21 protein-coding genes and 1 pseudogene are annotated in these 22,608 nt (G+C 59.4%); 7 read left to right on the forward strand and 15 right to left on the reverse strand.

The window, feature by feature from the left end:
* Positions 1-83: 83 nt before the first annotated feature.
* Positions 84-842: a helix-turn-helix transcriptional regulator gene (locus tag AAIE04_RS16985; RefSeq protein WP_309530868.1), complete on the reverse strand. Its 759-nt coding sequence runs from the start codon at positions 840-842 to the stop codon at positions 84-86.
* Between the two features lie 229 nt (positions 843-1,071).
* On the opposite strand from AAIE04_RS16985, the gene AAIE04_RS16990 reads away from it, so the two are divergent.
* Positions 1,072-2,199 carry an iron-containing alcohol dehydrogenase gene (locus AAIE04_RS16990; RefSeq protein WP_074055333.1) on the forward strand — a complete coding sequence of 376 codons (1,128 nt, stop codon included), beginning with the start codon at positions 1,072-1,074 and terminating at the stop codon, positions 2,197-2,199.
* A 135-nt stretch (positions 2,200-2,334) separates the two neighbouring features.
* Here the strand turns inward: AAIE04_RS16990 and AAIE04_RS16995 are convergent, their stop codons facing one another.
* Positions 2,335-3,264 (reverse strand): LysR family transcriptional regulator, encoded by a 930-nt coding sequence (locus AAIE04_RS16995; RefSeq protein ID WP_025159607.1) that lies wholly within the window; start codon positions 3,262-3,264, stop codon positions 2,335-2,337.
* A gap of 135 nt (positions 3,265-3,399) precedes the next feature.
* Between AAIE04_RS16995 and aptA the strand changes: the two genes are divergently transcribed.
* The 4 genes from aptA (at position 3,400) to AAIE04_RS17015 (ending at position 8,873) form a co-directional block, all read left to right on the forward strand.
* A complete protein-coding gene (gene aptA, locus AAIE04_RS17000; RefSeq protein WP_063918093.1) occupies positions 3,400-4,740 on the forward strand; it encodes an omega-aminotransferase AptA in 1,341 nt (446 codons plus the stop codon).
* A gap of 10 nt (positions 4,741-4,750) precedes the next feature.
* The gene (locus AAIE04_RS17005; RefSeq protein WP_019454935.1) at positions 4,751-6,259 is read left to right on the forward strand and encodes a CoA-acylating methylmalonate-semialdehyde dehydrogenase; all 1,509 of its coding nucleotides are present in this window, start codon (positions 4,751-4,753) and stop codon (positions 6,257-6,259) included.
* 125 nt (positions 6,260-6,384) lie between these two features.
* Complete coding sequence (locus AAIE04_RS17010; protein ID WP_193843248.1) at positions 6,385-7,761, forward strand: APC family permease; 1,377 nt, start codon at positions 6,385-6,387, stop codon at positions 7,759-7,761.
* 2 nt (positions 7,762-7,763) lie between these two features.
* The gene (locus AAIE04_RS17015; RefSeq protein WP_019454933.1) at positions 7,764-8,873 is read left to right on the forward strand and encodes a DmpA family aminopeptidase; all 1,110 of its coding nucleotides are present in this window, start codon (positions 7,764-7,766) and stop codon (positions 8,871-8,873) included.
* 58 nt (positions 8,874-8,931) lie between these two features.
* Here the strand turns inward: AAIE04_RS17015 and AAIE04_RS17020 are convergent, their stop codons facing one another.
* The 6 genes from AAIE04_RS17020 to AAIE04_RS17045 all read right to left on the reverse strand — a co-directional run bounded on the left by AAIE04_RS17020 (position 8,932) and on the right by AAIE04_RS17045 (position 15,618).
* A complete protein-coding gene (locus AAIE04_RS17020; RefSeq protein ID WP_160125720.1) occupies positions 8,932-10,116 on the reverse strand; it encodes a hypothetical protein in 1,185 nt (394 codons plus the stop codon).
* A 126-nt stretch (positions 10,117-10,242) separates the two neighbouring features.
* Positions 10,243-11,493 carry a phospholipase D-like domain-containing protein gene (locus tag AAIE04_RS17025; protein ID WP_498577377.1) on the reverse strand — a complete coding sequence of 417 codons (1,251 nt, stop codon included), beginning with the start codon at positions 11,491-11,493 and terminating at the stop codon, positions 10,243-10,245.
* Positions 11,486-12,136, reverse strand: a complete 651-nt coding sequence (locus AAIE04_RS17030) for a MotA/TolQ/ExbB proton channel family protein (RefSeq protein WP_019454931.1) — start codon at positions 12,134-12,136, stop codon at positions 11,486-11,488. Before AAIE04_RS17030 ends, AAIE04_RS17025 begins: the two co-directional genes overlap by 8 nt.
* 46 nt (positions 12,137-12,182) lie before the next feature.
* A complete protein-coding gene (locus AAIE04_RS17035) occupies positions 12,183-14,423 on the reverse strand; it encodes a TonB-dependent receptor family protein (protein ID WP_198635781.1) in 2,241 nt (746 codons plus the stop codon).
* 39 nt (positions 14,424-14,462) lie between these two features.
* Complete coding sequence (locus AAIE04_RS17040; protein ID WP_498577378.1) at positions 14,463-15,209, reverse strand: energy transducer TonB family protein; 747 nt, start codon at positions 15,207-15,209, stop codon at positions 14,463-14,465.
* A 1-nt stretch (position 15,210) separates the two neighbouring features.
* Positions 15,211-15,618 carry an ExbD/TolR family protein gene (locus tag AAIE04_RS17045; RefSeq protein WP_004933244.1) on the reverse strand — a complete coding sequence of 136 codons (408 nt, stop codon included), beginning with the start codon at positions 15,616-15,618 and terminating at the stop codon, positions 15,211-15,213.
* A gap of 557 nt (positions 15,619-16,175) precedes the next feature.
* Here AAIE04_RS17045 and AAIE04_RS17050 point away from each other — a divergent pair.
* Positions 16,176-16,478 carry a DUF5862 family protein gene (locus AAIE04_RS17050; RefSeq protein WP_004933246.1) on the forward strand — a complete coding sequence of 101 codons (303 nt, stop codon included), beginning with the start codon at positions 16,176-16,178 and terminating at the stop codon, positions 16,476-16,478.
* A 38-nt stretch (positions 16,479-16,516) separates the two neighbouring features.
* Here AAIE04_RS17050 and idi read toward each other — a convergent pair whose 3' ends face one another.
* From idi to AAIE04_RS17070, 4 genes are read right to left on the reverse strand one after another with little or no spacing between them, the layout of a single operon-like run.
* Complete coding sequence (gene idi / locus AAIE04_RS17055) at positions 16,517-17,110, reverse strand: isopentenyl-diphosphate Delta-isomerase (protein WP_498577379.1); 594 nt, start codon at positions 17,108-17,110, stop codon at positions 16,517-16,519.
* Between the two features lie 42 nt (positions 17,111-17,152).
* Positions 17,153-17,380 (reverse strand): non-oxidative hydroxyarylic acid decarboxylases subunit D, encoded by a 228-nt coding sequence (locus AAIE04_RS17060; protein WP_071532813.1) that lies wholly within the window; start codon positions 17,378-17,380, stop codon positions 17,153-17,155.
* A 9-nt stretch (positions 17,381-17,389) separates the two neighbouring features.
* On the reverse strand, positions 17,390-18,817 hold the full coding sequence (locus AAIE04_RS17065; RefSeq protein ID WP_440529758.1) for a non-oxidative hydroxyarylic acid decarboxylases subunit C: 1,428 nt from the start codon (positions 18,815-18,817) through the stop codon (positions 17,390-17,392).
* 2 nt (positions 18,818-18,819) lie between these two features.
* Entirely contained in the window at positions 18,820-19,419 is a 600-nt protein-coding gene (locus AAIE04_RS17070) for a non-oxidative hydroxyarylic acid decarboxylases subunit B (protein ID WP_074055338.1), read from the reverse strand.
* A 181-nt stretch (positions 19,420-19,600) separates the two neighbouring features.
* On the opposite strand from AAIE04_RS17070, the gene AAIE04_RS17075 reads away from it, so the two are divergent.
* Positions 19,601-20,017 (forward strand): MarR family winged helix-turn-helix transcriptional regulator, encoded by a 417-nt coding sequence (locus tag AAIE04_RS17075; protein WP_019453258.1) that lies wholly within the window; start codon positions 19,601-19,603, stop codon positions 20,015-20,017.
* Positions 20,018-20,110: 93 nt separating this feature from the next.
* Here the strand turns inward: AAIE04_RS17075 and AAIE04_RS17080 are convergent.
* The 3 genes and pseudogenes from AAIE04_RS17080 to AAIE04_RS17090 all read right to left on the reverse strand — a co-directional run.
* Positions 20,111-21,028: pseudogene (locus AAIE04_RS17080) on the reverse strand (L,D-transpeptidase family protein); the annotation flags it as partial.
* 233 nt (positions 21,029-21,261) lie between these two features.
* Positions 21,262-22,137 carry a helix-turn-helix domain-containing protein gene (locus tag AAIE04_RS17085; RefSeq protein WP_074055339.1) on the reverse strand — a complete coding sequence of 292 codons (876 nt, stop codon included), beginning with the start codon at positions 22,135-22,137 and terminating at the stop codon, positions 21,262-21,264.
* Positions 22,138-22,147: 10 nt separating this feature from the next.
* Positions 22,148-22,528 carry a hypothetical protein gene (locus AAIE04_RS17090; RefSeq protein ID WP_019453261.1) on the reverse strand — a complete coding sequence of 127 codons (381 nt, stop codon included), beginning with the start codon at positions 22,526-22,528 and terminating at the stop codon, positions 22,148-22,150.
* Positions 22,529-22,608: the final 80 nt, after the last annotated feature.

Raw genomic sequence — 22,608 nt, forward strand, 5'->3', positions numbered from 1 at the left:
CTATGCCATGACATCGGATTATCGGGAGGCAGCAGCCGTGCCGCTATGTCCCCTTAGGGACATTCGCTACAAAAAATTAACATTCACGCGCTGCGCCGCTGCGGTGCGGTCAGCAGCAGGCTGAACAGTTCGGCCTGCGAGCCGATGTTCAGCTTGCCGTAGATGTTCTTGCGGTGATTTTTTACCGTGCCGAGGCTGATGAACAGCCGGTCGGCGATCTGCTGCGAACCGCAGCCGGCGAGGATCAGATCGACGATCTCGCGCTCGCGCGGCGTCAGCAGATAGCGCGCCTGCGCGCCGCCGTCGTTCACCGTCGCGGCCTCGGCCGGCGCCGCCACCACCTCACCGTGCAGCCGCGCCACGCTTTTCACCAGCGTCAGCGCGCTGCGCAGATCCGCCCGCTGCGGGTAACGCACCGCCACCGTGCGGCGCGCCGAGCCAAAGAACACACCCAGCCCGCGCTCCGGCGTCAATTGCAGCAGCACCCCGGCCTCGTCGTGCCAGCCGGTCTTGCGATAAAAGTTACGGTAATAGTCGCTGTGATAAAACCCGCAGGGTGCCAGCTGACGCAGCGTCAGCACCTCGCCTTCGCCGCCGTCGTTCAGCGCGCGGTAAAACGGATCCTGCAGATAGGCGCCCTGCTGGTAGATCTGGTTGACCGCGTCGCTGTTTTCCCGCTCGGTTTTGATCAGGCAGCGCGGCGGCCGGCCGCGTTCGAAGGCATAGACGATGGCGTTGTCGAAGGCGAAAAACCCTTCCAGCCAGTTCAGCAGGCTGGGATAAAAACGCGGGCTGGCCACCGCATCGATCACCGCAGACAAGCGTTCAACCTGAATATCCATACCCGCCTCGCCATTATTAATACATTAACAATCTACCGATTTCGGATGGTGTTGGCCGCATGACGGCCGGTACTGTTAAAAAAAGCATCCGGCGCGCCGAAATGCAAGAACGAGATCGTTTACATGTTAAACAACTCACAGGTTGCCACGGCGGGGAAAGCGGTGGCCGCTCCGCGCCCGCTGGCTTATGCTGTGGCATCGCGCCCCGCAACGCCGTCAAGGAGACCTCATGTCCGTCAGCCACATCATCGCCAACCGCCAGACCTGGTTCGGCCACGGCAGCATCCAACAGCTGCCGCCGCTGCTGCTGGCCGATCCGCAGCCGACGCTGCTGTTCAGCTGCCGCTCTTTTCTCAACGGCCCGGTGTACGCCGGCCTGCGCGAGTCGCTGACGCCGCTGTTCATCGGCACTGAGATCGTCAGCCACGAGGCGTCGCCGCAGGAAATAGACGCCTGGGTGGCGCGCTGGCGCGGCCAGGTGCGGCGCGTGGTGGCCATCGGCGGCGGCAGCGTGCTGGACGCCGCCAAGGCGTTCTCCGCGCTGGTGGAGCACCCGCTGCCGACGCTGCGCTATATGGAAAAGGTGGGCGACAGTAAAATCAGCGGCGCCACCCTGCCGCTGATCGCCATTCCTACCACCGCCGGCACCGGCAGCGAGGTGACGCAGAACGCGGTGATCACCGACACCCAGGTCAGCAAAGTGAAGGCCTCGCTGCGCCATAACAACTTCGTGCCGCATACCGCTATTCTCGATCCGCAGTTGCTGGCGGGCGCCCCGGACAAGGTGCTGGCCTACTGCGCCATCGACGCCTTCACCCACCTGTTCGAGGCCTATCTGTCGAAAACCGCCGGTGCCATGACGCGCGACATGTCGTTAAGCGGCATCCGCCACTTCCTTGCGGCCTGGCCGGCGCTCAACCGCAGCGACGCGGCGCGCGAAGCGATTATGCAAGCTTCGTACCTCGGGGGGCTGACGCTGAGCGCCGCCGGGCTGGGGGTCATTCACGGCATCGCCGGCGAGATCGGCGCACTGCGCGACTACCATCACGGCCAGGTCTGCGGCCGCCTGCTGCTGCCGTTCCTCGCCCTGCTGGAAAGCAGCGAACAGCCGCAGCAGCGCGCGCTGATGGCCGAGCTGGCCGCGCGCTTGTATCCGCACTGGCAGGGCAGCCCGGAGAGCTACCTGACCGATTTCATCACCCGTCACGCCATCGCGCCGTTCTGGCAGGACGATTTGCCGATTTCCGGCCAGGAATTGGCGGTAGCGCTGGAGAAATCCAACAGCAAGAATTCCTGGATCGACTATGCGCCGGCGCAGCGGCAACGGATGATCGAAGAGGCGTTTCGCGTCGAATGATTATATAATCAGATCAACGCACTAGCAGGAGTTAAGGAAATGGGCATCATCGGCTGGATCTTCGCCGGCATCGCGGTCGGCATCCTGGTCGGCGCGCTGATCAGAATCTTCGGCAAGAAGAAAGAGCAGTAAGCGTCACGCTGTTCCGTGGGCCGCCAGCAGGCACTCATGGAACAGCTTCACCACCCGCTGCGGCACCGGCGAGCGGCGCAGCACGCTGGAGTATTCGCAGTGATAGCGGAACAGCGCCGGTTTGATCGCCCGCATCAGGTTCTGCGCCACAAAAAACGCCGCGTAGTGATCGGGCAAAAAGCCGACGTATTTGCCGGACAGAATTAACGTCGCTATCGATTCCTGCGCAAATCCCGTCGCCTTGCGATGCAAATGTTGCTGTAGGCTCAGTTCCATATTCGGTGAATGATAGCCTAATCCGGCGAAGGCATAATTGTGCAGCAGATCCCAATTTAATGTTTCATGGCGGGCGGAAAATAATTCATGCTGCGCGCCGCAATATAAGAACATCCTCTCACTGAATAACGAATGATAAGATAAACTTTCCGCGCTGCGGTGCATGGGAATAACCCCAACCTGAAATTGCCCGTCAATAACGCCGCGTTCAATGGTATTAATCGGCTCCACATACATTTGCAAAGAAACCTCCGGCGCGCGCTCGCTGAATAACGCGATGGCCCGGCCGATCTGCGCCTGCGGATTACTGACCGTATGGTCGAATATCGCCACGTGCAGCTGCCCGCCCATGCGCTGATGCACCTCGTCCACCCCGCGACGGAAGGCCTCGGTGGCCGCCAGCAGGTTGACCGTTTCCTGGTAGATCAACAGCCCCTCGTCGGTGACCGCAAAGCCCTCGCGCCCGCGCTGGCACAGCGTCAGGCCCAGCCGCTGCTCCAGATCCTTGATGTGCTTGCTGATGGTCGACAGGCTGATGTTCAGCTCCAGTTCGGCGGCGCTCATGCCGCCGCAGTCGACCACGGCCTTGAATACCCGCAGCAAACGCAGATCCATATCCGACAATTGGCCTAACAACGCGCGCTTTTTTACTTGCATAAAACCTTAAGTAAGTTTCGACATATGATTATTCACAGTAGAGAACAAGCGGTACATAGTCAATTTCGCACAACAATTCGTTAACAACTCGTTTTATTTAATTAATCGCACTTATTTTCCTGTCCGGAGGAAAACATGGCCGCTGAAAATTACCCGCTGAATCGTCTCGATGCCGAAGGATTAGAGGCCCATTGGATGCCTTTTACCGGCAACCGCAATTTTAAAGCGCAGCCGCGCATCATTACTCAGGCCGCAGGGGCGTATTACACCAGCCACGACGGCAGAAAGATTTTCGATGGCCTGTCCGGATTGTGGTGCTGCGGATTGGGGCACGGCCGGCAGGAAATCACCGCCGCCGCCCAGCGCCAACTGGCGACGTTGGATTACTCGCCGGCGTTTCAGTTCGGCCATCCGCTGTCGTTCGAACTGGCCAACAAGATCAAGGCACTGACGCCGGCGGGGCTGGATTACGTGTTCTTCACCGGCTCCGGCTCGGAAGCGGCGGACACCTCGCTGAAAATGGCACGCGCTTACTGGCGCGCCAAGGGCCAAGCGGGCAAAACCTGCTTTATCGGCCGGGAAAAGGGCTACCACGGCGTTAACTTCGGCGGCATCTCGGTCGGCGGCATCGCCGGCAACCGCAAGGCGTTCGGCGCCGGCGCCGAGGCGGATCACCTGCCGCACACCCTGCTGGCCGGCAACGCCTTTTCGCGCGGCATGCCGCAACAGGGGGCGGAGCTGGCGGATGAGCTCAGCCGCATCATCGCGCTGCGCGACGCCTCGACGATCGCCGCGGTGATCGTCGAACCTTTCTCCGGTTCCGCCGGGGTGATCGTGCCGCCGGTCGGCTACCTGCAGCGCCTGCGCGAGATCTGTACCCAACATGACATTCTGCTGATCTTCGACGAAGTGATCACCGCCTTCGGCCGCTGCGGCGCGATGACCGGCGCCGAGGCGTTCGGCGTCACGCCGGACATCATGAACATCGCCAAACAGGTGACCAACGGCGCGCAGCCGATGGGCGCGGTGGTGGTGCGGCCGGAGATCTACCGCACCTTCATGGACAGCGGCGAACCGGACTACCAGCTCGAATTCCCGCACGGCTACACCTACTCCGCCCATCCGGTCAGCTGCGCGGTCGCGCTGGCGACGCTGGACATCCTGCAGCGCGAACAGATGGTGGAGCGCGTGCAAGCGCTGGCGCCCTATTTCGAGCGCGCGGTGCATAGCCTGCAGGGGGCCAAACACGTCGCCGACATTCGCAATATCGGCCTGGCGGCCGGCATCACGCTGGCGGCGCGGCCCGGCGAACCGGCGCGGCGCCCCTTCGAGGCGGCGATGCGCTGCTGGGAAAGCGGATTTTACGTGCGCTACGGCGGCGACACTCTGCAGCTGGCGCCGCCGTTCATCAGCAGCGAAGCGCAGATCGACGCGTTGATCAACGCCGTGGGCGACGCCCTCAACGCCACCGAATAAGGAGAGAACCATGACCATTACCCATTGGATCAACGGCGAGCCCGCCGCCGGCGGCGAACGCAGCCAGCCGGTTTACGACCCGGCCACCGGCCAATCGGCGCAGGAGGTGCAGCTGGCCGACCGCGCCACGGTGGAGCGCGCCATCGCCGCCGCCGAACAGGCCTATCCCGCCTGGCGCGACACCCCGCCGCTGAAACGCGCGCGCATCATGATGAAGCTCAAGGATCTGCTGGAGCAGCACGCCGACGCCGTCTGCCAGTTGATCACCGCCGAGCACGGCAAGGTGCTCAGCGACGCCCTGGGCGAACTGCAGCGCGGCATCGAGAATATCGAATACGCCAGCTATGTGCCGGAGCTGCTGAAGGGTGAACACAGCAAAGAGGCGGGGCCGGGCATCGACAGCTGGAGCGAGTTTCAACCGTTGGGGGTGGTGGCGGGCATCACGCCGTTCAACTTCCCGGCGATGGTGCCGCTGTGGATGTGGCCGATGGCGGTGGCATGCGGCAACACCTTCGTGCTGAAGCCGTCCGAGCGCGTGCCCTCCGCCGCGCTGTATATCGCGCGGCTGGCAGCGGAGGCCGGACTGCCGCCGGGGGTGCTCAACGTGGTCAACGGCGATCGCGAAGCGGTGGAGACGCTGCTGCATGACGGGCGCGTCAAAGCGATCAGCTTCGTCGGTTCGACGCCGGTGGCGGAACACATTTATCACACCGGCTGCGCGCAGAACAAACGGGTACAGGCGCTGGGCGGTGCCAAGAACCACGCGGTGGTGCTGCCGGACGCCGATATCCCCGGCGCGGTCGGCGCGCTGATGGGCGCCGCCTTCGGCTCGTGCGGCCAGCGCTGCATGGCCATTCCGCTGGTAGTGGCGGTGGGTGAAGGCACCGCCGAGGCGCTGGTCGCCGGGCTGCGGCAACAGATGGCCGCCATGCGCGTCGGCCCCGGCAGCGATAATCGCAACGACATGGGGCCGCTGGTGACCCGGCAGCATTATCAGAAGGTGAAAGGCTATATCGATCAGGGCGTGGCCGAAGGTGCCGAGCTGCTGGTGGATGGCCGCGAGCTGAGCGTGACGGACGCCGACGGCCGCCCCAGCCAGGGGTACTTCCTCGGCCCAACGCTGTTCGACCGCGTGACGCCCGGCATGCGCATCTATCAGGAGGAGATCTTCGGCCCGGTGCTCGGCGTGGTGCGCGCGGCTTCGCTGCAGGAGGCGATGGCCTTGATCGACGCCCACGAATACGGCAACGGCACCTGCCTGTTCACCCGCGACGGCGAAGCGGCGCGCTACTTCTCCAGCCGCATTCAGGTCGGCATGGTGGGGATCAACGTGGCGCTGCCGGTGCCGGTGGCCTACCACTCGTTCGGCGGCTGGAAGCGCTCGCTGTTCGGCGATCTGCACGCCTACGGCCCGGACGCGGTCAGGTTCTACACCAAACGCAAGACCGTGACCCAGCGCTGGCCGGCTTCCGGCGACGCCCGGCGCGCCAGCTTCAGCTTCCCGTCGGGGCAGGGGTAACACATAAGAATAATAAACTTCCGGGGAGCAAAGCTCCCCGGCATTTCGCGCGCTCCATTTGATTCCTGCGTACAGCCTGTGCAGCAAAACAATAACTCACTCACACGTTAATGGAGTCGTTAACCATGCAAGAGTCCGCCCCTGAACACACCTTCAAAGGCAATCTCAGCGTCCTCGACGTGGTGATGATCACCGCGTCCGGCGTGACGCCGGCCAGTTCGATCTTCGTCATCGCCCCGCTGGCGATCGCCAGCGCCGGCAGTGGCGCCTTTCTGTCGTTCCTGATCGCCGCCTGCGTCGCCGCCACCATCGCGCTGTGCTATGCCGAGCTCGGCGCCGCACACCCCAGCGCCGGCGGTGAATACAGCATCATCAAACGCCTGTTCGGCACCCTGTGCGGGCTGCAGACCTACCTGTTTATCCTCAGCGCCTCGCTGTTCGTGCCGGCGGTGCTGGCCACCGGCGCGGTGCCCTACCTGAACACCGCGCTGGGCACCCAATTCGACGCCTCGACCGCCGGCATGCTCACCGTGCTGGTCGGCGGCATCTGCGCCATTTTCAACATCAAGGCCAACGCCCTGCTGACCGGCGCTTTCCTGGTGGTGGAAGTAGCGGTGCTGGCGCTGATCGCCTGGCTCGGCTTCAGCCACCCGCATCAGAGCACGGAGATCCTCACCGCGCCGGTGATGCTGGACGCGCAGGGCAGCCTGGCGCCGGTGTCGCTGCCGCTGATCGTCGCGATGGTCGGGGTCGCGCTGTTCTCCTACAACGGCTACGGCGCGGCGGTGTACATGGCGGAGGACATGCGCGAACAGGGCAGACCGATGGCGATGGCGATCATGCTGACGCTGGTCATCGTGGTGCTGGTGGAACTGGTGCCGTTCACCGCCCTGCTGATCGGCTCGCCGTCGCTGACGGAGATGGCCAAACAGGCCGATCCGGTCGGCTATGTGGTCACCCAGCTCGGCGGCCCGACGCTGGCGCGGGTAGTGAGTGGCGCGATTTACTTGTCGGTGTTCAACGCCATCATCGCCATCGTGGCGCAATTCAGCCGCATGATGTTCGCCAGCGGGCGCGACGGCTTCTGGCTGCCAGCGTTCAACCGGGCGCTGAAAATCATCCATCCGCGCTTCGGTACCCCCTGGATCGCCACCCTGCTGTTCGGCGTGCCGTCGGCGCTGCTGGCGTTTTGCTCCGATCTCGAATCGCTGACCTCCTTCACCGTGATCCTGCTGCTGCTGGTGTACATCATCATGGCGATCGCGGCGCTGATCAGCCGCCGCCGCCGCCACTTCCACCATCCTTACCTGATGCCGCTGTGGCCGCTGCCGGTGCTGGCGGCGCTGCTGTGCTGCCTGTACGTGCTGTGGACGATTTTGATCGCCAGCAGCCTGAAAGACTTTATTATCATTGCCGGCATCGTCGGCTTCGGGCTGGCGCTGAACCATCTGCGCGGCCGCCAGACGGCGCCCCTCGCCGCCCCCTCAATAGAAGGAGAATAACCATGACGCAGCGCGCTCAGGATCTGGGCATCACCATCGGCCAGGGCACGCCCGGCCCGCTGAACGCCATCACCGACGTGCCCGGCGTGCGCGTCGGCCATGCCAGCATTCATGCCGATTTGGCGGACGGGCGCAGCGTGCGCACCGGCGTGACGGTGATCGAACCGCGCCCCGGCTCCGCCCGCCACGCGCCCTGCTTCGCCGGCGTGCACGTGTTGAACGGCAACGGCGACGCCACCGGCCTGGAATGGGTGCGCGAAGCGGGCCTGCTGACCAGCCCGATCGCCTTCACCAACACCCACAGCGTGGGCGTGGTGCGCGATGCGCTGATCGCGCTGGAACGCGAAACGCTGCCCGCGGGCGACAACGCGGTGTACTGGAATATGCCGGTGGTGATGGAAACCTTCGATGGCCTGCTCAACGACATCAACGGCTTTCACGTCAAGGCCGAGCACGTGCGCCAGGCGCAGCAGGCGGCCCGGGGTGGCTTGCCGCAGGAAGGCGCGGTCGGCGGCGGCAGCGGCATGATCTGCCATGAATTCAAAGGCGGCAGCGGCACCGCGTCGCGCCGCCTGCCCGCCGATCAGGGCGGCTGGACGGTGGGCGCCATCGTGCAGGCCAACCACGGCAAGCGCGAGTCGCTGCTGGTGGGCGGTTACCCGGTGGGCCGCCATCTGGGGCATATCCCCTCGCCGTTCACGCCGCAGCTGCCGCATCCCGGCATGGGCTCCATCGTCGTGGCGCTGGCGACCGACGCGCCGCTGTTGCCGCACCAGTGCGCGCGCCTGGCGCAGCGCGCCAGCATCGGCATCGCCCGTACCGGCGGCGGCACCGAAGATTCGAGCGGCGATATCTTTATCGCCTTCGCCACCGGCAACGACGGCCTGCCGCCCGCCGACTACGCCAATAAAGGCGCTTTCACCACGCCGCTGCGCATGGTGAACAACGACTATATTTCGGCGCTGTTCGCCGCGGCGGCGGAAGCGGTAGAGGAAGCGATCGTCAATGCGCTGCTGGCGGCCAATAGCGTCAGCGGCAACGGCCATCGGGCGGAAGGGCTGAGCGCCGAACAGCTGGTGACGGCGCTGGAGAAGGCCGGCTGGCGGCGGTAAAAATGCTTGCGGGAAGATATAATCTACCCGCAACATTTCATCATTGCTATGTAACTAACTAATTTTTATAGCCATAAAAAAAAGTTGATTCCAATACATCTTGTTGTAAGGATGGCGTATCACTAAGAGCAATGCATTTTTTAGTTTCTTTTTCTAAATCCACATGCATACCTTTCTTTATATAATTAATAATTAGCATTCTCTCCTGCAAGAATGCCTTCACAACCTTAGGGTAATTAGGTGGACAAACAAGAATCCTTCCTCCAGAACGAAAGCCGATCGCCCCCGCAATCAAACTCCCCCCCTTATAGTCAAACCCATTTTTCATACAACTAAAGCCGCTATCTAAACTCCAATCAACCTTATCAATCAAACGGTTGTCGAAATCATTTTTATTTATATGAAAGATGTGAGTATCAACATCAATGATTCCAAAAAACTTCAGAGAGCCATACTGAGCATATAAAAAAGCACCGGGGATAGCAATGAGCATTATATACACACCAAAAACCACCGACAGAACAAAGTCATCTTTTTTATTTCTTTTACTATTTTTTTTGCCAGGTAAGAACAAGACTAAGCCAGGAAGTAGCTGAATCATCAGCAAGGTAAACATTGCGAGTAACTGACTCCATGATTCAGAACTACCCATATCACTAAGACTCATGATAATTACCATGAAAAACAATGAATAGATAGACAACCCCATGGCAATCGATGTACTTTTTAATTTACTCCCCTCAAAACCAAACATAAACCTTGTAATTATAAAGAACATCAAAAAAATTAAGATGATTGTCATACCAATAATCAATAACACCCCCTTAATTTCACTAAAAAGGATGGAGAGCAAGAAAATGATAAAAACCGAAAAGAAAAATGACATAAGAAGGCAAAAACAAGGCTCCAAATCTCTACGACCAACCTTTTCATATCGAATTAAGAAAATCAATAAAGAAGGTGCATAGAGAAAGAAAGCCAATGCCATTGTGCTCAAAGTTACCGATATTGAAAAAATAATAAATGTATTGAACCCTCCCAGAGAGTCCCAAATAAAGTCACGTCTACCGATGGAGTAAAGATATATCCAATAATTTAAGAAACCTATCGTGAACGCAGTAATAGTAACTAACTTCCACTGTTCATTAAAGATGGAGAATAGCTGCTTTACTCCACCATTTCTTTTTTTATTATTCTTTTTTATTCGTTCAAGTAGCAGATTTTTTTTATGAGCATGTTCCATTGCCTAACCTATATCATTGCATTGAATATAGGAATCGTACATCCTAAACACACCTCAAACAACCTAATGAGGTATGAATACCAGAATTCATACCTCATTAGTCATAGCCAATACTCTAAATAATATTCACTTAACGCCGCCCGGCTTGGGCGTCGGATAATCGTAATCCAGCTTCAACGGCTCGGCGTAGACGCTGTTCCACAGCTGTTGATACAGCTGGTCCAACCGCCCGCTCATCGTCGCATTGTGCAACACCAGCTCCAGATTGCGCGAGTTGTCCAGATAGCCGCCGGTCCAGTTGCTGGTGCCCACCCAGGCAATCTCATCGTCGATGGTCATCAGCTTGCTGTGGATCACCCGGGCAAACGGAATGAAACCGCTGCTGGCCGGGGGAATGGTCACCACTTTGATCTGCACGTTCGGCACCAGCGCCAGGCTCTTGAGCCAGGCGATGTCCGGCTTTTTGGTGTTCCAGTTGGCCACCATCAGCTCGATCTGCACCCCGCGCGCCGCCGCGCCGCGCAACGCGTTGTCGATCACCGCATAAAAGGGACGACTGCGCTCCGGACCGAAAGACAGCGGCGCGTAATCCATCACCTGCACCCGCACCCGCCGCTTGGCGCCGGCCAGCAGGCGCGGCAGCTCAGCCTGCGAGTCGATCACCCCTGCCGGGTTGTAGGCGCGCGGGCTGGCCACCAGATAGTCGCCCTGCGGGGGCGCGGTCGGCGGCGCATCGGGCAGCGCCGGCACCGGTTTATCCTGCGCCAGCAGCGCCTGCGCCTGCCAGTCCTGTTCAAAGATCGCCTGAATTTGCCCCACCACCTTGGCGTCGCTGATGCGCAGCCCGGTTTCGTGAATATGCTCCAGCGCGCGCCAGTCGAAGTTCTGGCTGCCGACAAACGCCTGTTCGCCGTCCACCAGCAGATACTTGGCGTGCAGGATGCCGCCACTCAGCTTCTGGTAAGGAATGATGCGCAGCTCCAGATTGGGGATCGCCTTCAGCTGTTCCAGCGTCTCGGCGGTGGAGTTGCGGATGCCTTTCTCCTCCATCAGGAAACGGATTTTCACCCCGCGCTCACCGGCCGCCTTCAGGCGCTGCAGCACGCCGTCCAGCAAGGAGCCGTCCTGATTCGCCACGTAAAACTGCCCCAGATCGATGCGGGTTTTCGCCGCGTCGAACATCTCGCGCCACACCTCGGCGGTGTTGCGCAGGTCGTCGGCCTGCAGCGCAGTTTCTACCGGTGCGGTATACACCAGCTCATAACCGGGAATCGCAAAACGCGCCGCAGCGCTCTGGCTCAACATCAACAAACAACCGCCCCACAATGCCGTATAAAGGCGGCCGAACGGCCGCCGTGTTGGATGGCCATTAGGCATAGCGCGGCGCCCCGCTGTCAACCCATTGTTCACCGCTGCCGCTCTCCGGGCGGCTGGCCGGTTGACCGGCGCGGATCAGCAGCACCTTCAGCAGCTCGTTGATGCGCTCCATGCGGCTCTGCAGGAAGTTGTTGGCCACCAGGCACAGCAGCGCGATGGCGATACCGAGACCAGTGGCGTACAGCGCGGTGCCCATCCCGGCCGACACCAGGCTCGGCTCGGAGACGCCCGAGGCGGCCAGGGCCTTGAAGGTTTCGATGATCCCCATCACCGTGCCCAGCAGCCCCAGCAACGGCGCGGCGGTGACCACGGTTTCCAGCAGCCACAGGCCGCGCGCCATCGGCGGCTTGCTCAGCAGATACTGGGCGTCGATCAGATCGCCGATCGCCTCGCGATCGCCGGCGCGGTGTTTCTGCGCCAGCACCGGCGCGATCACCGCCATCGGCAGGCTGTTGCGCTGGGTCAGCTCGTCCGGCAGATCGGCCGCGCGGCGCACGTCCGGCGTCAGCGCCTGCTCCAGCCGGCGCGCCTGGCGCTGGGTATAGGCGAAGTACAGCGTGCGTTCGATGATGATCACCAGCGCGATCGCCAGCGCGGCGTACATCACGTAGAAAATAATGTCGTGCAACAGATTGGCGTCCATACAGGGCTCCTCTGCCCCGCCGCCCGGCAGGCGGCAGGGCGTTCAGTTAAAAGGTGGCTTCCAGCGAGACGCTGAAGGTGCGTTCTTCGCCGACGTTGTAATACGGGGTGCTGGCCTTCACGCCGCCGTAAGGCGCCGCGTTGAAGGTGGTGGTGCGCACCGAGGTCAGGTATTCCTTGTCAAACAGGTTGCTGATGCCAAAGCGCAGCGCGGCGCTTTTGACGATTTTTTTGTCCACCGGCAGATGCACCCCCGCCGCCAGATCGAACACCGTGCGGCCGCCGATCTTCTCGTCGTTGGTCAAGTCGCCGTAGAACGCGCTGACGTACTTGCCGCTGACGCTGCCGTAATACAGCCCGTCGTCATAACCCAACGTCATATTCAGCAGGTTTTTCGGCACGTTCGGCACCTCTTTGCCGGAGGTCGGCAGCGGCAACCCGTTGCTGACAATGTCGCTCTTCTGCTTCGACTCGGTGTAGGTATAAGAGGTGTAGTAGTTGAAGTTATGCGGCAACTGGCCGCTCCACTCCAGCTCCAGCCCTTTGTTCTCCACGTTGCCGATGTTCATCATCTCGTAGTCGCCCGACGAGTTGGTGGTGGAGATCTGGCGATCGCTGTAGCGCATGTAGAACAGCGTGGCGCTCAGCAGCATGTCTTCCTGCTGGAAACGCCAGCCCAATTCATGGTTCCAGCTCAGTTCCGGCTTGGTGCTGAGCGAGTCGCCGGCGTTGTACAGCACGTAGTTCGGCGGCGTGCGCATGTTGCGCGTCAGGTTGTAGAACACCTGATTTTCCTGGTTCACCTTATAACTGGCGCTGAAGTTCGGCAGGAACTCATGGTACTTGGCGTTTTTGCTGTCCGGCCGCTCGGTCAGGCTGCCATACCGCTGTCCCTTGCGTTCAACGTATTGATAGGCCAACCCACCGACAAAGGTCCAGTCCGGCGTGGCGAACCAGGTGTCCTGCAGCCACACCTTCTGCGCCGGGGTGATGGTGTACTGATTGCGCCCCTGTACCGTCTTACCGTTGGCGTCCTTCACCTGATCGGAACCGCCCGGTTTGCCTGAGATTTGCGCCGGATTGCCATCATCTTTGATGCTGATGAACGGTTGGGTCTGCAGCTGGCGCGCGCGCTCGTACCAGTAGCCGACGTCCAGGCTGTGTTGATCGTTGATGTCCCACTTCAGCTTGGTGGTGATGCCCGGCCGCCAGGTTTGGGTCCACGACGGGCGGTAATAGGTATTGGACTGCAGATTGCTGAGGTCATACTGACCGGCCTTGCTAGAGGTGCTGGACAGCACCGACGCCGTCTGGCCGTTGAAACTGCCGCCGTTGCCCCAGTAGTAATAGGGTTGCAGAGTCAACGACAGGTTGTCGCGCAGCTGCAGCTTCTGGCTGAACGACAGGGTGAAGGTTTCGAACGGGTTGCGCTCGATCTTGTAGTACTTGTTCAACTGCCCTTTGTTGTTGTACTCCGGCGTGGTGACGTAGTCGGTGTCACGTCCGTCGTTTTGGAACTGCGCCTTGCTCAGGGTATTGTAGTTGGTGTTGTTCTGACGGTTATACTTCATGATCAGGTTGCTGCTGTTGCCGTTGCCGTCTTCATACAGCGAGTTCATCTCGAACTTGTCGGAGTACAGCCGGCCCTCGCCGCGCCACTTCTTCGCCTCGGTGTGCGAATAGGAGAGCCAGTTGCTGAAGCCGTTGTACTCTCCGGTCTCGAGGCGGGCGAAGGTTTTGCTCAGGCTGTTGCTGCCCAGCGTCTGCTTGAGGAAACCGCCGAAGTCTTTCGCCGGGCGGCGCGTCACCAGGCCGATGTTGCCACCGCTGGAGCCGATGTGCGGGCCGTCCGCTTCGGAAGATCCCTGGGTGACGAACACCTCCTCCAGGTTTTCCGCGTCGCCCAGCAGGTTCGGGTACACCGCGTAGTTGCCGGAGTCGTTGATCGGAATGCCGTCCATCGACAGGCCGATCTGATCCGAGTTCATGCCGCGCATGGTGTAGTCCACGCCGCTCAGGCCGCTGGCGTCGTTGCTGTTGACGTTCAGGCCCGGCGTGTATTTCAGCTTATCGATGGCGTTCCCCGCCGCCGGCATTTTGTCCATCGCTTCTTTGGTGACGGTGGAGCGCGCCTTGGCGCTGTCGTCCTGCACCATCATACCGCCGCCGAGCGACTGCCCCTTGACGCTGATGGTGCCGACATCGGTGGCGTCGGCCGCCAGCGCGGCGCCCGGCAGCATCGCCGACATCACCGCCAGATAGATCCCAGAACGATTAAACGATTTCATGGTGTGCATCCCTTAAAAATCAAACGATTAACCCTTGCGCTAAGGCGCCTGATAATTGAACGTTGCGGTAAATCTTTTGGTTGTTTGCCCGGCGAACGCCTCGCTCGGGAACGGCTTCACTGAACTGATGCTTTGCAGGCTGCTCATCGCCGCGCGGTTCAGCAGCATGCTGGCGGCTTTGTTGGCGATGCCGGAAGAGAGCACCCGCCCGCTGCGATCGACCTCCAGCCACACTTCGACGTTGCCCTGCGGGCGTTCGAGCGAGGCCTGGCGCCCGCTCGGGTAGCGCTTGCGCTGTTCCAGCTCGCGGCGTAAGGCCTGCAGATAGCCGTTTTCAATCGCCTGCGCGTTCACCTTCGCCGCCGCGGGGGCGGCCGGCGCGGGCTGCGCCGCCGGTTTGCTGACCAGCGCGCGCGGCGCGGCTGGCGCCGGCGTCGGTTTAGGCTTTTCCACCGGTTTGGCTTTCTCTTTTACCGGTTTCGGTTTGGGTTTCGGCTGCGGTTTCGGCACCGGCTTGGCTTCCACGATCGGTTCCGGCGCCGGCACCACCGGCTCGGGAATCGGCTCCGGCTCGGGCGGCGGCGGTTCGGGCTGGGGCTCCGGCGGCGTTTCCGGTTGAGGTTCAGGCGCCGGTTCAGGCTCCACCAGCGCCAGTTCGATGGCGGTTTCGTCGTAGCGCGGCTGGATCTTCAGCGCCGCCTGCTGGCTGGCGAACAGCAGGCAACCGGCGACAATCAGCGCCGGCAACCAGCTGAAAAGATGACGTGAGCGATAGAGCAGATACATGTCACAGCTTCCGTGTCGCGATGGAGACGGAGAAGAAACCGCCCTGGCGCAGGTTGTCCATGACCGCCACCAGCCGCTCGACCGCCACGCCTTTATCGCTGTTGACGATGATGGTGGTGGTCTGGTTGGCCTGCTGCTGTTGCTTCAGCGTGTTGACCAACGCGTCGAGCGCGATCGGCTGGCCATCCAGCTGCAGCTGCTCATCTGCCCCCAGCGTAATGATCGCCTTCTTCTGCGGTTTCAGCTGCTGCGCACTGCCGGCGGACGGCAGCTGCGTTTTCAACCCGAGCGCCGGAATGACGTTCAGGCTGATCAAGACGAAAAACACCAATAAAAACATCATCACGTCGATCATCGGGATCAGTTCGATGTGCGCTTTATTCTTTTTCGGTTCGTTCCAGTTACGCATGACACTCCCTCCCAAAAGCGAAGCAGCCAATATAGGAGGGCTTTGTTTACCTTTTGTTACGCTTGTGTGATCTTATTTTCACAGTGTGGATTTTTTGCGAGAATTTTTTCAATGGTAGGAGATAACGGAAGAGATATAACTTATTAATTAGTTATAGTTTTTAATGGAATAATCACAATGCGGACGTACTCCCTGACCGGTAGCAGAGCCTGAAATGTGAAAATAGTGACAGCCACAGCGGGCCGCGCGGCAAAGGCGTAAAAAAAGCCCCCCTTAGAGAAATCGCCTCAGCCCATCCACAATAAGGGCATGATGAGTTTTCCAGCGGCGTTTCCAGTGATATCGCCTTTTTTAACCAAGAATATTCTCAACATCTGTCATAAAAATATCGACAGAAAATAAATGTTCGCATATATAACCAAACAATATTCTTCATTGGATATATTATTGCCAACAGATTATCAGCTGTTATATTTTTAAAGTGGAGTAGCGCCACAGCGTTATTCTCGGTGTTAATTAAACCCACTAAGTCACCCTTTTATTTATAAGGAATGTATATGAAAGTACTTAGTCAATATGAAGAGCAGTACGTCAGCGGTGGCGATCTGAACGCGGCCTGGGATGGGTTGCTGGATGGCGCGATGACCGGCGCGCTGATTGCAGGCAAATCCGCAGGTGCAGGCGGCTTCATTGCCGGCGCCGTCGGCCAATTGGTCGGCACCATCATCGGCGGCGTTGCAGGCGGCGTGGGGCTGGGTCTTTATGGTCTGACGCATACGCAGCAGGAAGTGGCCGACTACGCCAAACATTTCCGCGAAACTATCGGCTCCACCTCGACCTCGGTCGGCGGCAGCCTGTAAGCATTAATAAATAGTCACCCTTGCGGTGGCTATTTATTTTATTGCCGCCCTTGCCCTACGTCGCCCGCTGAACGCTTTGTCACGATCGCATCCCGATATTCTTGCAAACCTGAAATTATCGCGTCGGTATTCAATTGCGAAACCATCCACGGGCTGAAACCGAAAGGCGTTAATTTTACCGCCGCCATTAAATGGTTGAGCTCGACCCACGCATAATCCGCCACTTCATTCGGATTAGCATAGAGAGCGCCTTTACTATACGCGGCAAATACCGGGCAGACCTCATTCTCCATCACGCCGGACGCGTCGGTCGCCTGATAACTGAAGGCGTCGCTCAGCAACGTTATCTGCTCGGCTTTCGTGCCCAACTCAAGCTGGGCACGGCGCATCACCGCCTGCTCCAGCGCTTCTTGCGGCAAAGGGTGGCCGCAAAAGGAATTGGTCCAGACTCCCGGCCAGGCGGTTTTGCTCAAGGCGCGTCTTGTGACCAACACGTTGCCCTCTGGGGTGAACAGATAGCAGGAAAAGGCCAAATGCAGCGGCGTATGGCGCGTGTGGACCTGGTTTTTGGGCATCGTCCCGCAAGGCTGCCAGGCGGCATCAAGCAAAACGACGTCTTCATTTTTCATCATTGCCATATCCATGTACAGGCGGGCCTTTCCCCGCCTGCGGTTTCATTTCGTCAAAAGAGGAGGAATGGTCGGCACTTCCGGCGCATTATCGATATCCTGCTGAATCATACGAAACTCGGGCGGATAATGCTCCCGTTCCGTTCTGCGAGCGGGTTCGGTACTCCGCCAGGTATAAAGGCAGTGTTGACACTGGTATACCGTCCACACGCCCTTGACCGGAGAATGCGCCATGGCATCTATCTGTTTATCGGCACAACGAGGACAAATCATAGGAGCTCCTTAAGGACGGTTAGCCAACATGGCGGTTAATTTATCCACCCACAGGGCGGTTTCGGGTAAATCCTTGACCGGCTGGCTGTAGTGGCCACGCGTATCCGGAGCCACCGGCGTTGTCGCATCGATGATTAATTTGTCCGTGATCCCCGCCGGGCTCGAGCCGGGATCCAGCTCGAGCACCGACATGTTCGGCAACTGCACCAGATCGCCGGCCGGGTTGACCTTGGCGGACAGCGCCCACATAACCTGCGGCAGGTTGAAGGGATCGACATCCTCATCGACCATGATCACCATTTTCACATAGCCCAGCCCATGCGGCGTGGTCATGGCCCGCATTCCCACCGCGCGCGCGAAGCCGCCGTAACGCTTTTTGGTGGAGATGATGACGAGCAACCCGTGGGTATACATCGCATTGACCGCCTGCACTTCCGGAAACTCGGCTTTCAACTGCTGATACAGCGGCACGCAGGTGGCCGGCCCCATCAGATAGTCGATTTCTGTCCAGGGCATGCCCAGATAAAGGGATTCAAAAATTGGGCGTGTTCGGTAAGAAACCTTATCGATACGCACCACCGTCATGTTGCGGCCGCCGGAATAATGGCCCGTAAACTCGCCGAACGGGCCTTCAATCTCGCGCTTGCGGCCCTCAATCACCCCTTCGATGATCACTTCGGAACCCCACGGCACATCAAAGCCGGTCAAAGGAGCCGTTGCTATCGGATACGGGCTTTCGCGCAGGGCGCCGGCCATCTCATACTCCGACTGATCGTATTTCAGCGGCGTCGCCCCCATCAGCGTAATGATCGGGTCATTACCCAACGTAATGGCAATAGGCAAATCCTCACCGCGCTCTTCCGCTTTATGCAGATGCAGCGCGATGTCGTGCATCGGTACCGGTTGCAGACCCAGCTTGCGCTTGCCCTTCACCTCCATACGATAGATGCCGACGTTTTGCTTGCCGAAATGGGTCGGATCTTCAGGATCACGGGAAACGACACAGGCTTTATCCAGGTAGAATCCACCGTCGCCGTCGTTTAGGCGAAACAGCGGCAGGATCTCAAACAGATTAATCTCCTCGCCGTTGACCTCATTCTCGGCCCAGGGCGGATTATCGCGGCGTTCCGCAGAGACAGGGAAATGATCCCAGCGGCGAATATACTCATCGATTTGCTGTTTCACCGGCGTGGTCGGCGGAAGCCCCAGGGCTATGGCGTGATTCTGCCATGACCCAAGGGTGTTCATGACCACATGCGCATGTTCAAAGCCTTTAATGTTCCTGAATGCAATGGCGGGGGCGCCTTCACCGATTCTGCCGGTGGCGTTGGCCGCCGCGGCAATATCCGGTTCCGCCTGAACTTCCTCGGTGATATCGAGTAATTGTCCGGCCTTATCCAGCGCCGCTAAATAACTTCGCAGATCGTCATAAGCCATATTTAATCCTCCTCGGTGTCAGTGGTTTTTTGGCCATTCTTTTTTAATCCGGCCCAGCGCTTTGCCCGGCCGTAATCAATGCCAAATTGATCCAGAACCCGTGCGACAATATGAGCGGTGACGTCATCGATATGAGTAGGATGGTTATAATAAGCGGGCATTGGCGGCACCAATGACACTCCTAATTTCGAGAGCGCGAGCATATTTTCCAAGTGAATGGTGCTCAGTGGCGTTTCTCTGGGAACCAGCACCAATTTCCGCCCTTCTTTGATAATCACATCCGCCGCTCGGCCAATAAGACCCTCGGCATAACCAGCTCGAATACCCGCCAACGTTTTCATGCTGCAGGGAATAATGATCATGCCGTCCGTATGAAAAGAACCTGAAGATATCGTGGCGGCCTGATCGGCAGAACTGTGTGTCACATCAGCCATCGCCATCACCTCATGCACGGTGAAGTTTGTTTCGAGTTCAATGGTCGTTTTGGCCCACTTACTCAAGATCAAATGCGTCTCTATCCCCTCGATGGCCTTCAGCGCCTGAAGCAGCGCCGTGCCTAGCGGCGCCCCGGTCGCCCCCGTCATCGCGATCACCAGTCTCATGCAACACCCCACAAAGTTCGTATACGAACGATATGTCAAATCTAGTCCCGAGATGGCGATAAAACAAGTGGGCGAGATGTAACCGTTCGTAAGCGAACGACCTATCAAGGCAAGTATCTCTTACCGGCCGGTTTTGTTATATTGATATTATTACTCGCTTTTTTCTCGCTGGGATAAACGTATGAACAGAACGCTGGCCAATACTTTTTTCCATCTCATCCGTGAGCTGCTTCAGGATCATAGTGCTCAATGGCAAAAATCGCTTCCTGAACTCAGCAAACAGCAATATTCCATTCTGGCCACCGTTTCAGAAACTCCGGGCATTGAACAAGTCGAATTAATGGAAGCGGCGATCAGCAGTAAAGCCGCGCTGGCCGAATTGCTCAGCCGCATGGAAGGGAAAGGTCTGTTAAAACGGGAAGCCGGCGAACATGATAAGCGCCGCCGATTTATTTACCTGACGCCAGCAGGGCAGGCGCTGTTCGAATCCAGCCGCCCCATTGCCGACGCGATTGATAATAGATATCTCGAACGGGTCAATAAAGACCAACATGAATCGGCGCTTTTCGTTTTAAAGACGATGATAGGGAAGCAATAAATTCGCCGCGCCAACAGCGTGCGGCTGGAAGCATAAAAAAAGACGCCCGCGGGCGTCTTTTTTATCTCGTTCACTGCAGCCTGAGGGCGATCAGTTCACTTTCACCGGCATGCCGGAACGGGCCTTGATCGCCGCGTCCACTTCGCTCTGATTGACGCCGGCGTCCATCAGCACTTTGCCGACCGGGGCGGAGATAGTCAGCGGCACCGGATCTTTGGATTGCAGCTGCTCTTCGTTGGCCGACAGCGGGTTGTGCACTTCCACGTAGCGCGAGCCGTCCGGTTCCACGGTGGCTTTCATCGGTTCGTTGATGAACTGCACGCGGGTGCCGACCGGCACGTTCTGGAACAGGTACTTGATATCGTCGGCGCGCAGGCGCACGCAGCCGTGGCTCACGCGCAGACCGATGCCGAAGTTGGCGTTGGTGCCGTGAATAGCGTACAGACGGCCGACATACAGCGCGTACAGCCCCATCGGGTTATCCGGGCCTGCCGGGAACACCGCCGGCAGGATTTCGCCTTCTGCCGCATATTCGGCGCGCATTTTGGCGGTCGGCGTCCAGGTCGGGCCATCTTTCTTGCGCTGAACGGTGGTGGTCCAGTTCAGCGGGGTGTCTTTACCCAGCTGGCCGATGCCGATCGGCAGCACCACCACGGTGTTGGAGCCTTTCGGGTAGTAGTACAGACGCATCTCGGCGCTGTTGATGATGATGCCGTCACGCGGCGCGTCCGGCAGGATCAGCTGCTGCGGGATGGTCAGGGTGCTGCCGGCCTTCGGCAGGAACGGATCCACGCCCGGGTTGGCTTCCAGCATGTTGCTCAGCCCCATCTGATACTGGGCGGCGAAGCTTTCCAGCGGCAGTTTGCTGTCTTCCGGTACGGTGATTTGGATATTCTCGCCCACCAAGCGGCTGTCTTTAGGCGGCAGCGGGTAAACGACGGCGAAGGCAGCCTGGCTGAATGCAACCAGTGCCGTAAACAGGGTTAATAACGCGCGAATGCTCATTTTCATCTTCGTGTTGGTCAAGGCCACTGGCGATTATGGGTATCGGTTTCTACGGCCACCTTGCCCCGATGAATTTCAGCCGGCAGCCAAGCGCGCTGCGGCCTGAAAGACCAGGGGGGATTTGACCGGATGCGCATTATATGTGCACATCAATCAAAGTGTGAACCATTACCGATGTAATATCGCAATTTTTTGTAACCTGACGCGCCACGAAGGCGATTTTTTGCGAGAACCGCCGCCTAACTGGCGGCAGCCAGCGCCTCCACCCGCCGGATCGGGATCAGATACTCACAGCGGATCGCCGCGCCGCCGAGCGGGCTGCTGCCCTCCTGCGCCGGGTAGAAACGCTCGATATCCTGCCCTGGCCGGCGAATGGCATTCATCTGCGGCATCGCGGTGTCATAAAGCCGGACGATAAAGTTTTGTAACCCTTCGACCTGCCCCTGATAGGTAAAGCGAGCGTACTCCCCCTGTTCGATGAGCACCCGCTCCCCCACAGCCCCTTCGTCCGGCAACGCGGCGGTGTAGGCCATGCGCGGATTGCCGCGCCGCTGCCTGTCGATCTCCAGGCTGGTGAGGCCATACATCACCTCCGGCAACGCCTGCGGCCGCAGCAGTTGCCGCCAGGCGTGGCGGCGCAGCTCGCACTTGGAGGCCGCCAGCTGCCCCAGCGTGCAGTGGCGGCGTTGAGTGTGCCCCACCAGCTGCATCGCGGGCAGCGTCACGATTTCCGCCTGCGGCAACGGCGCTTCGGTCAGCCGCAGCGGCGGCTGCAGGCCATAGCTCGACCAATCCTGACTGCGGCGATAGCTGGCCGGCGGCAGGCCGAACTGCTTGCGAAAACAACGGGTGAAGGTCTGCTGCGAATCGAACTGGTAAGTATCGGCGATGCAGGCCACGCTGGTGCCGGTCAGGCGCAGTTCGCGCGCGGCGGCGGTCAACCTTCTGCGGCGCGCATAGGTGCCGAGGATATGGCCGGTTTGCTGTTTGAACATCCGCTGCAAATGCCACTTCGAGTAGCCTGAGCGGGCGGCGATATCGTCCAGCGTCAGCGGCTGATCCAGGCTCTGCTCGATCCAGGCCAGCAGTTGTTCAATCACCTGTTGCTGATGCATGGTATTCCCCTTATTTGATCAATAACGTCTGCGCCAGCACCCGGCCAGCGGCTTCGTCGGCGGCCACCAGCACCGGATAGCCCCAAAACTTGGCGCCATATTCGGCGAACTCTTCCGCCGCCGTGCGTTTGGCGTCGTCCGGCTCCAGCATGATCATGCCTTTCACCCATAGCTTCAGCGCCTCGCGGTTATCACGTTTCCACAGCGCCACCTGAGTGCGGGCATCGCGATCGTGCCCCTCTTCTTCTTCATCGCCGACGCTGCGGTCGGTCATCAGGACGAACGGCTCGGCGCGCGCCAGCAGCGCGCTGAATTCGGCCAAATCGGCCTGGGTATCGCGCCCGCTGCGGCGCATCCACACCAGCGGAAAATCGGCGGTATCCAATGACATAATCAGTTTCCTCACGAAAGGGTTTAGCACTGGCGCTTACTTTATCGGCAGCGGCGCTAGACCACATTGCGCAATCAGGA

Source organism: Serratia sp. Ae19-1 (genome assembly GCF_059801225.1).

Excerpts from the sequence above, each read along its gene's own strand:
- AAIE04_RS16985 (WP_309530868.1), bottom strand. The coding sequence starts at position 842 with ATGGATATTCAGGTTGAACGCTTGTCTGCGGTGATCGATGCGGTGGCC.
- AAIE04_RS16990 (WP_074055333.1), top strand. The coding sequence starts at position 1,072 with ATGTCCGTCAGCCACATCATCGCCAACCGCCAGACCTGGTTCGGCCAC.
- AAIE04_RS16995 (WP_025159607.1), bottom strand. The coding sequence starts at position 3,264 with ATGCAAGTAAAAAAGCGCGCGTTGTTAGGCCAATTGTCGGATATGGAT.
- aptA (WP_063918093.1), top strand. The coding sequence starts at position 3,400 with ATGGCCGCTGAAAATTACCCGCTGAATCGTCTCGATGCCGAAGGATTA.
- AAIE04_RS17005 (WP_019454935.1), top strand. The coding sequence starts at position 4,751 with ATGACCATTACCCATTGGATCAACGGCGAGCCCGCCGCCGGCGGCGAA.
- AAIE04_RS17010 (WP_193843248.1), top strand. The coding sequence starts at position 6,385 with ATGCAAGAGTCCGCCCCTGAACACACCTTCAAAGGCAATCTCAGCGTC.
- AAIE04_RS17015 (WP_019454933.1), top strand. The coding sequence starts at position 7,764 with ATGACGCAGCGCGCTCAGGATCTGGGCATCACCATCGGCCAGGGCACG.
- AAIE04_RS17020 (WP_160125720.1), bottom strand. The coding sequence starts at position 10,116 with ATGGAACATGCTCATAAAAAAAATCTGCTACTTGAACGAATAAAAAAG.
- AAIE04_RS17025 (WP_498577377.1), bottom strand. The coding sequence starts at position 11,493 with ATGCCTAATGGCCATCCAACACGGCGGCCGTTCGGCCGCCTTTATACG.
- AAIE04_RS17030 (WP_019454931.1), bottom strand. The coding sequence starts at position 12,136 with ATGGACGCCAATCTGTTGCACGACATTATTTTCTACGTGATGTACGCC.
- AAIE04_RS17035 (WP_198635781.1), bottom strand. The coding sequence starts at position 14,423 with ATGAAATCGTTTAATCGTTCTGGGATCTATCTGGCGGTGATGTCGGCG.
- AAIE04_RS17040 (WP_498577378.1), bottom strand. The coding sequence starts at position 15,209 with ATGTATCTGCTCTATCGCTCACGTCATCTTTTCAGCTGGTTGCCGGCG.
- AAIE04_RS17045 (WP_004933244.1), bottom strand. The coding sequence starts at position 15,618 with ATGCGTAACTGGAACGAACCGAAAAAGAATAAAGCGCACATCGAACTG.
- AAIE04_RS17050 (WP_004933246.1), top strand. The coding sequence starts at position 16,176 with ATGAAAGTACTTAGTCAATATGAAGAGCAGTACGTCAGCGGTGGCGAT.
- idi (WP_498577379.1), bottom strand. The coding sequence starts at position 17,110 with ATGATGAAAAATGAAGACGTCGTTTTGCTTGATGCCGCCTGGCAGCCT.
- AAIE04_RS17060 (WP_071532813.1), bottom strand. The coding sequence starts at position 17,380 with ATGATTTGTCCTCGTTGTGCCGATAAACAGATAGATGCCATGGCGCAT.
- AAIE04_RS17065 (WP_440529758.1), bottom strand. The coding sequence starts at position 18,817 with ATGGCTTATGACGATCTGCGAAGTTATTTAGCGGCGCTGGATAAGGCC.
- AAIE04_RS17070 (WP_074055338.1), bottom strand. The coding sequence starts at position 19,419 with ATGAGACTGGTGATCGCGATGACGGGGGCGACCGGGGCGCCGCTAGGC.
- AAIE04_RS17075 (WP_019453258.1), top strand. The coding sequence starts at position 19,601 with ATGAACAGAACGCTGGCCAATACTTTTTTCCATCTCATCCGTGAGCTG.
- AAIE04_RS17085 (WP_074055339.1), bottom strand. The coding sequence starts at position 22,137 with ATGCATCAGCAACAGGTGATTGAACAACTGCTGGCCTGGATCGAGCAG.
- AAIE04_RS17090 (WP_019453261.1), bottom strand. The coding sequence starts at position 22,528 with ATGTCATTGGATACCGCCGATTTTCCGCTGGTGTGGATGCGCCGCAGC.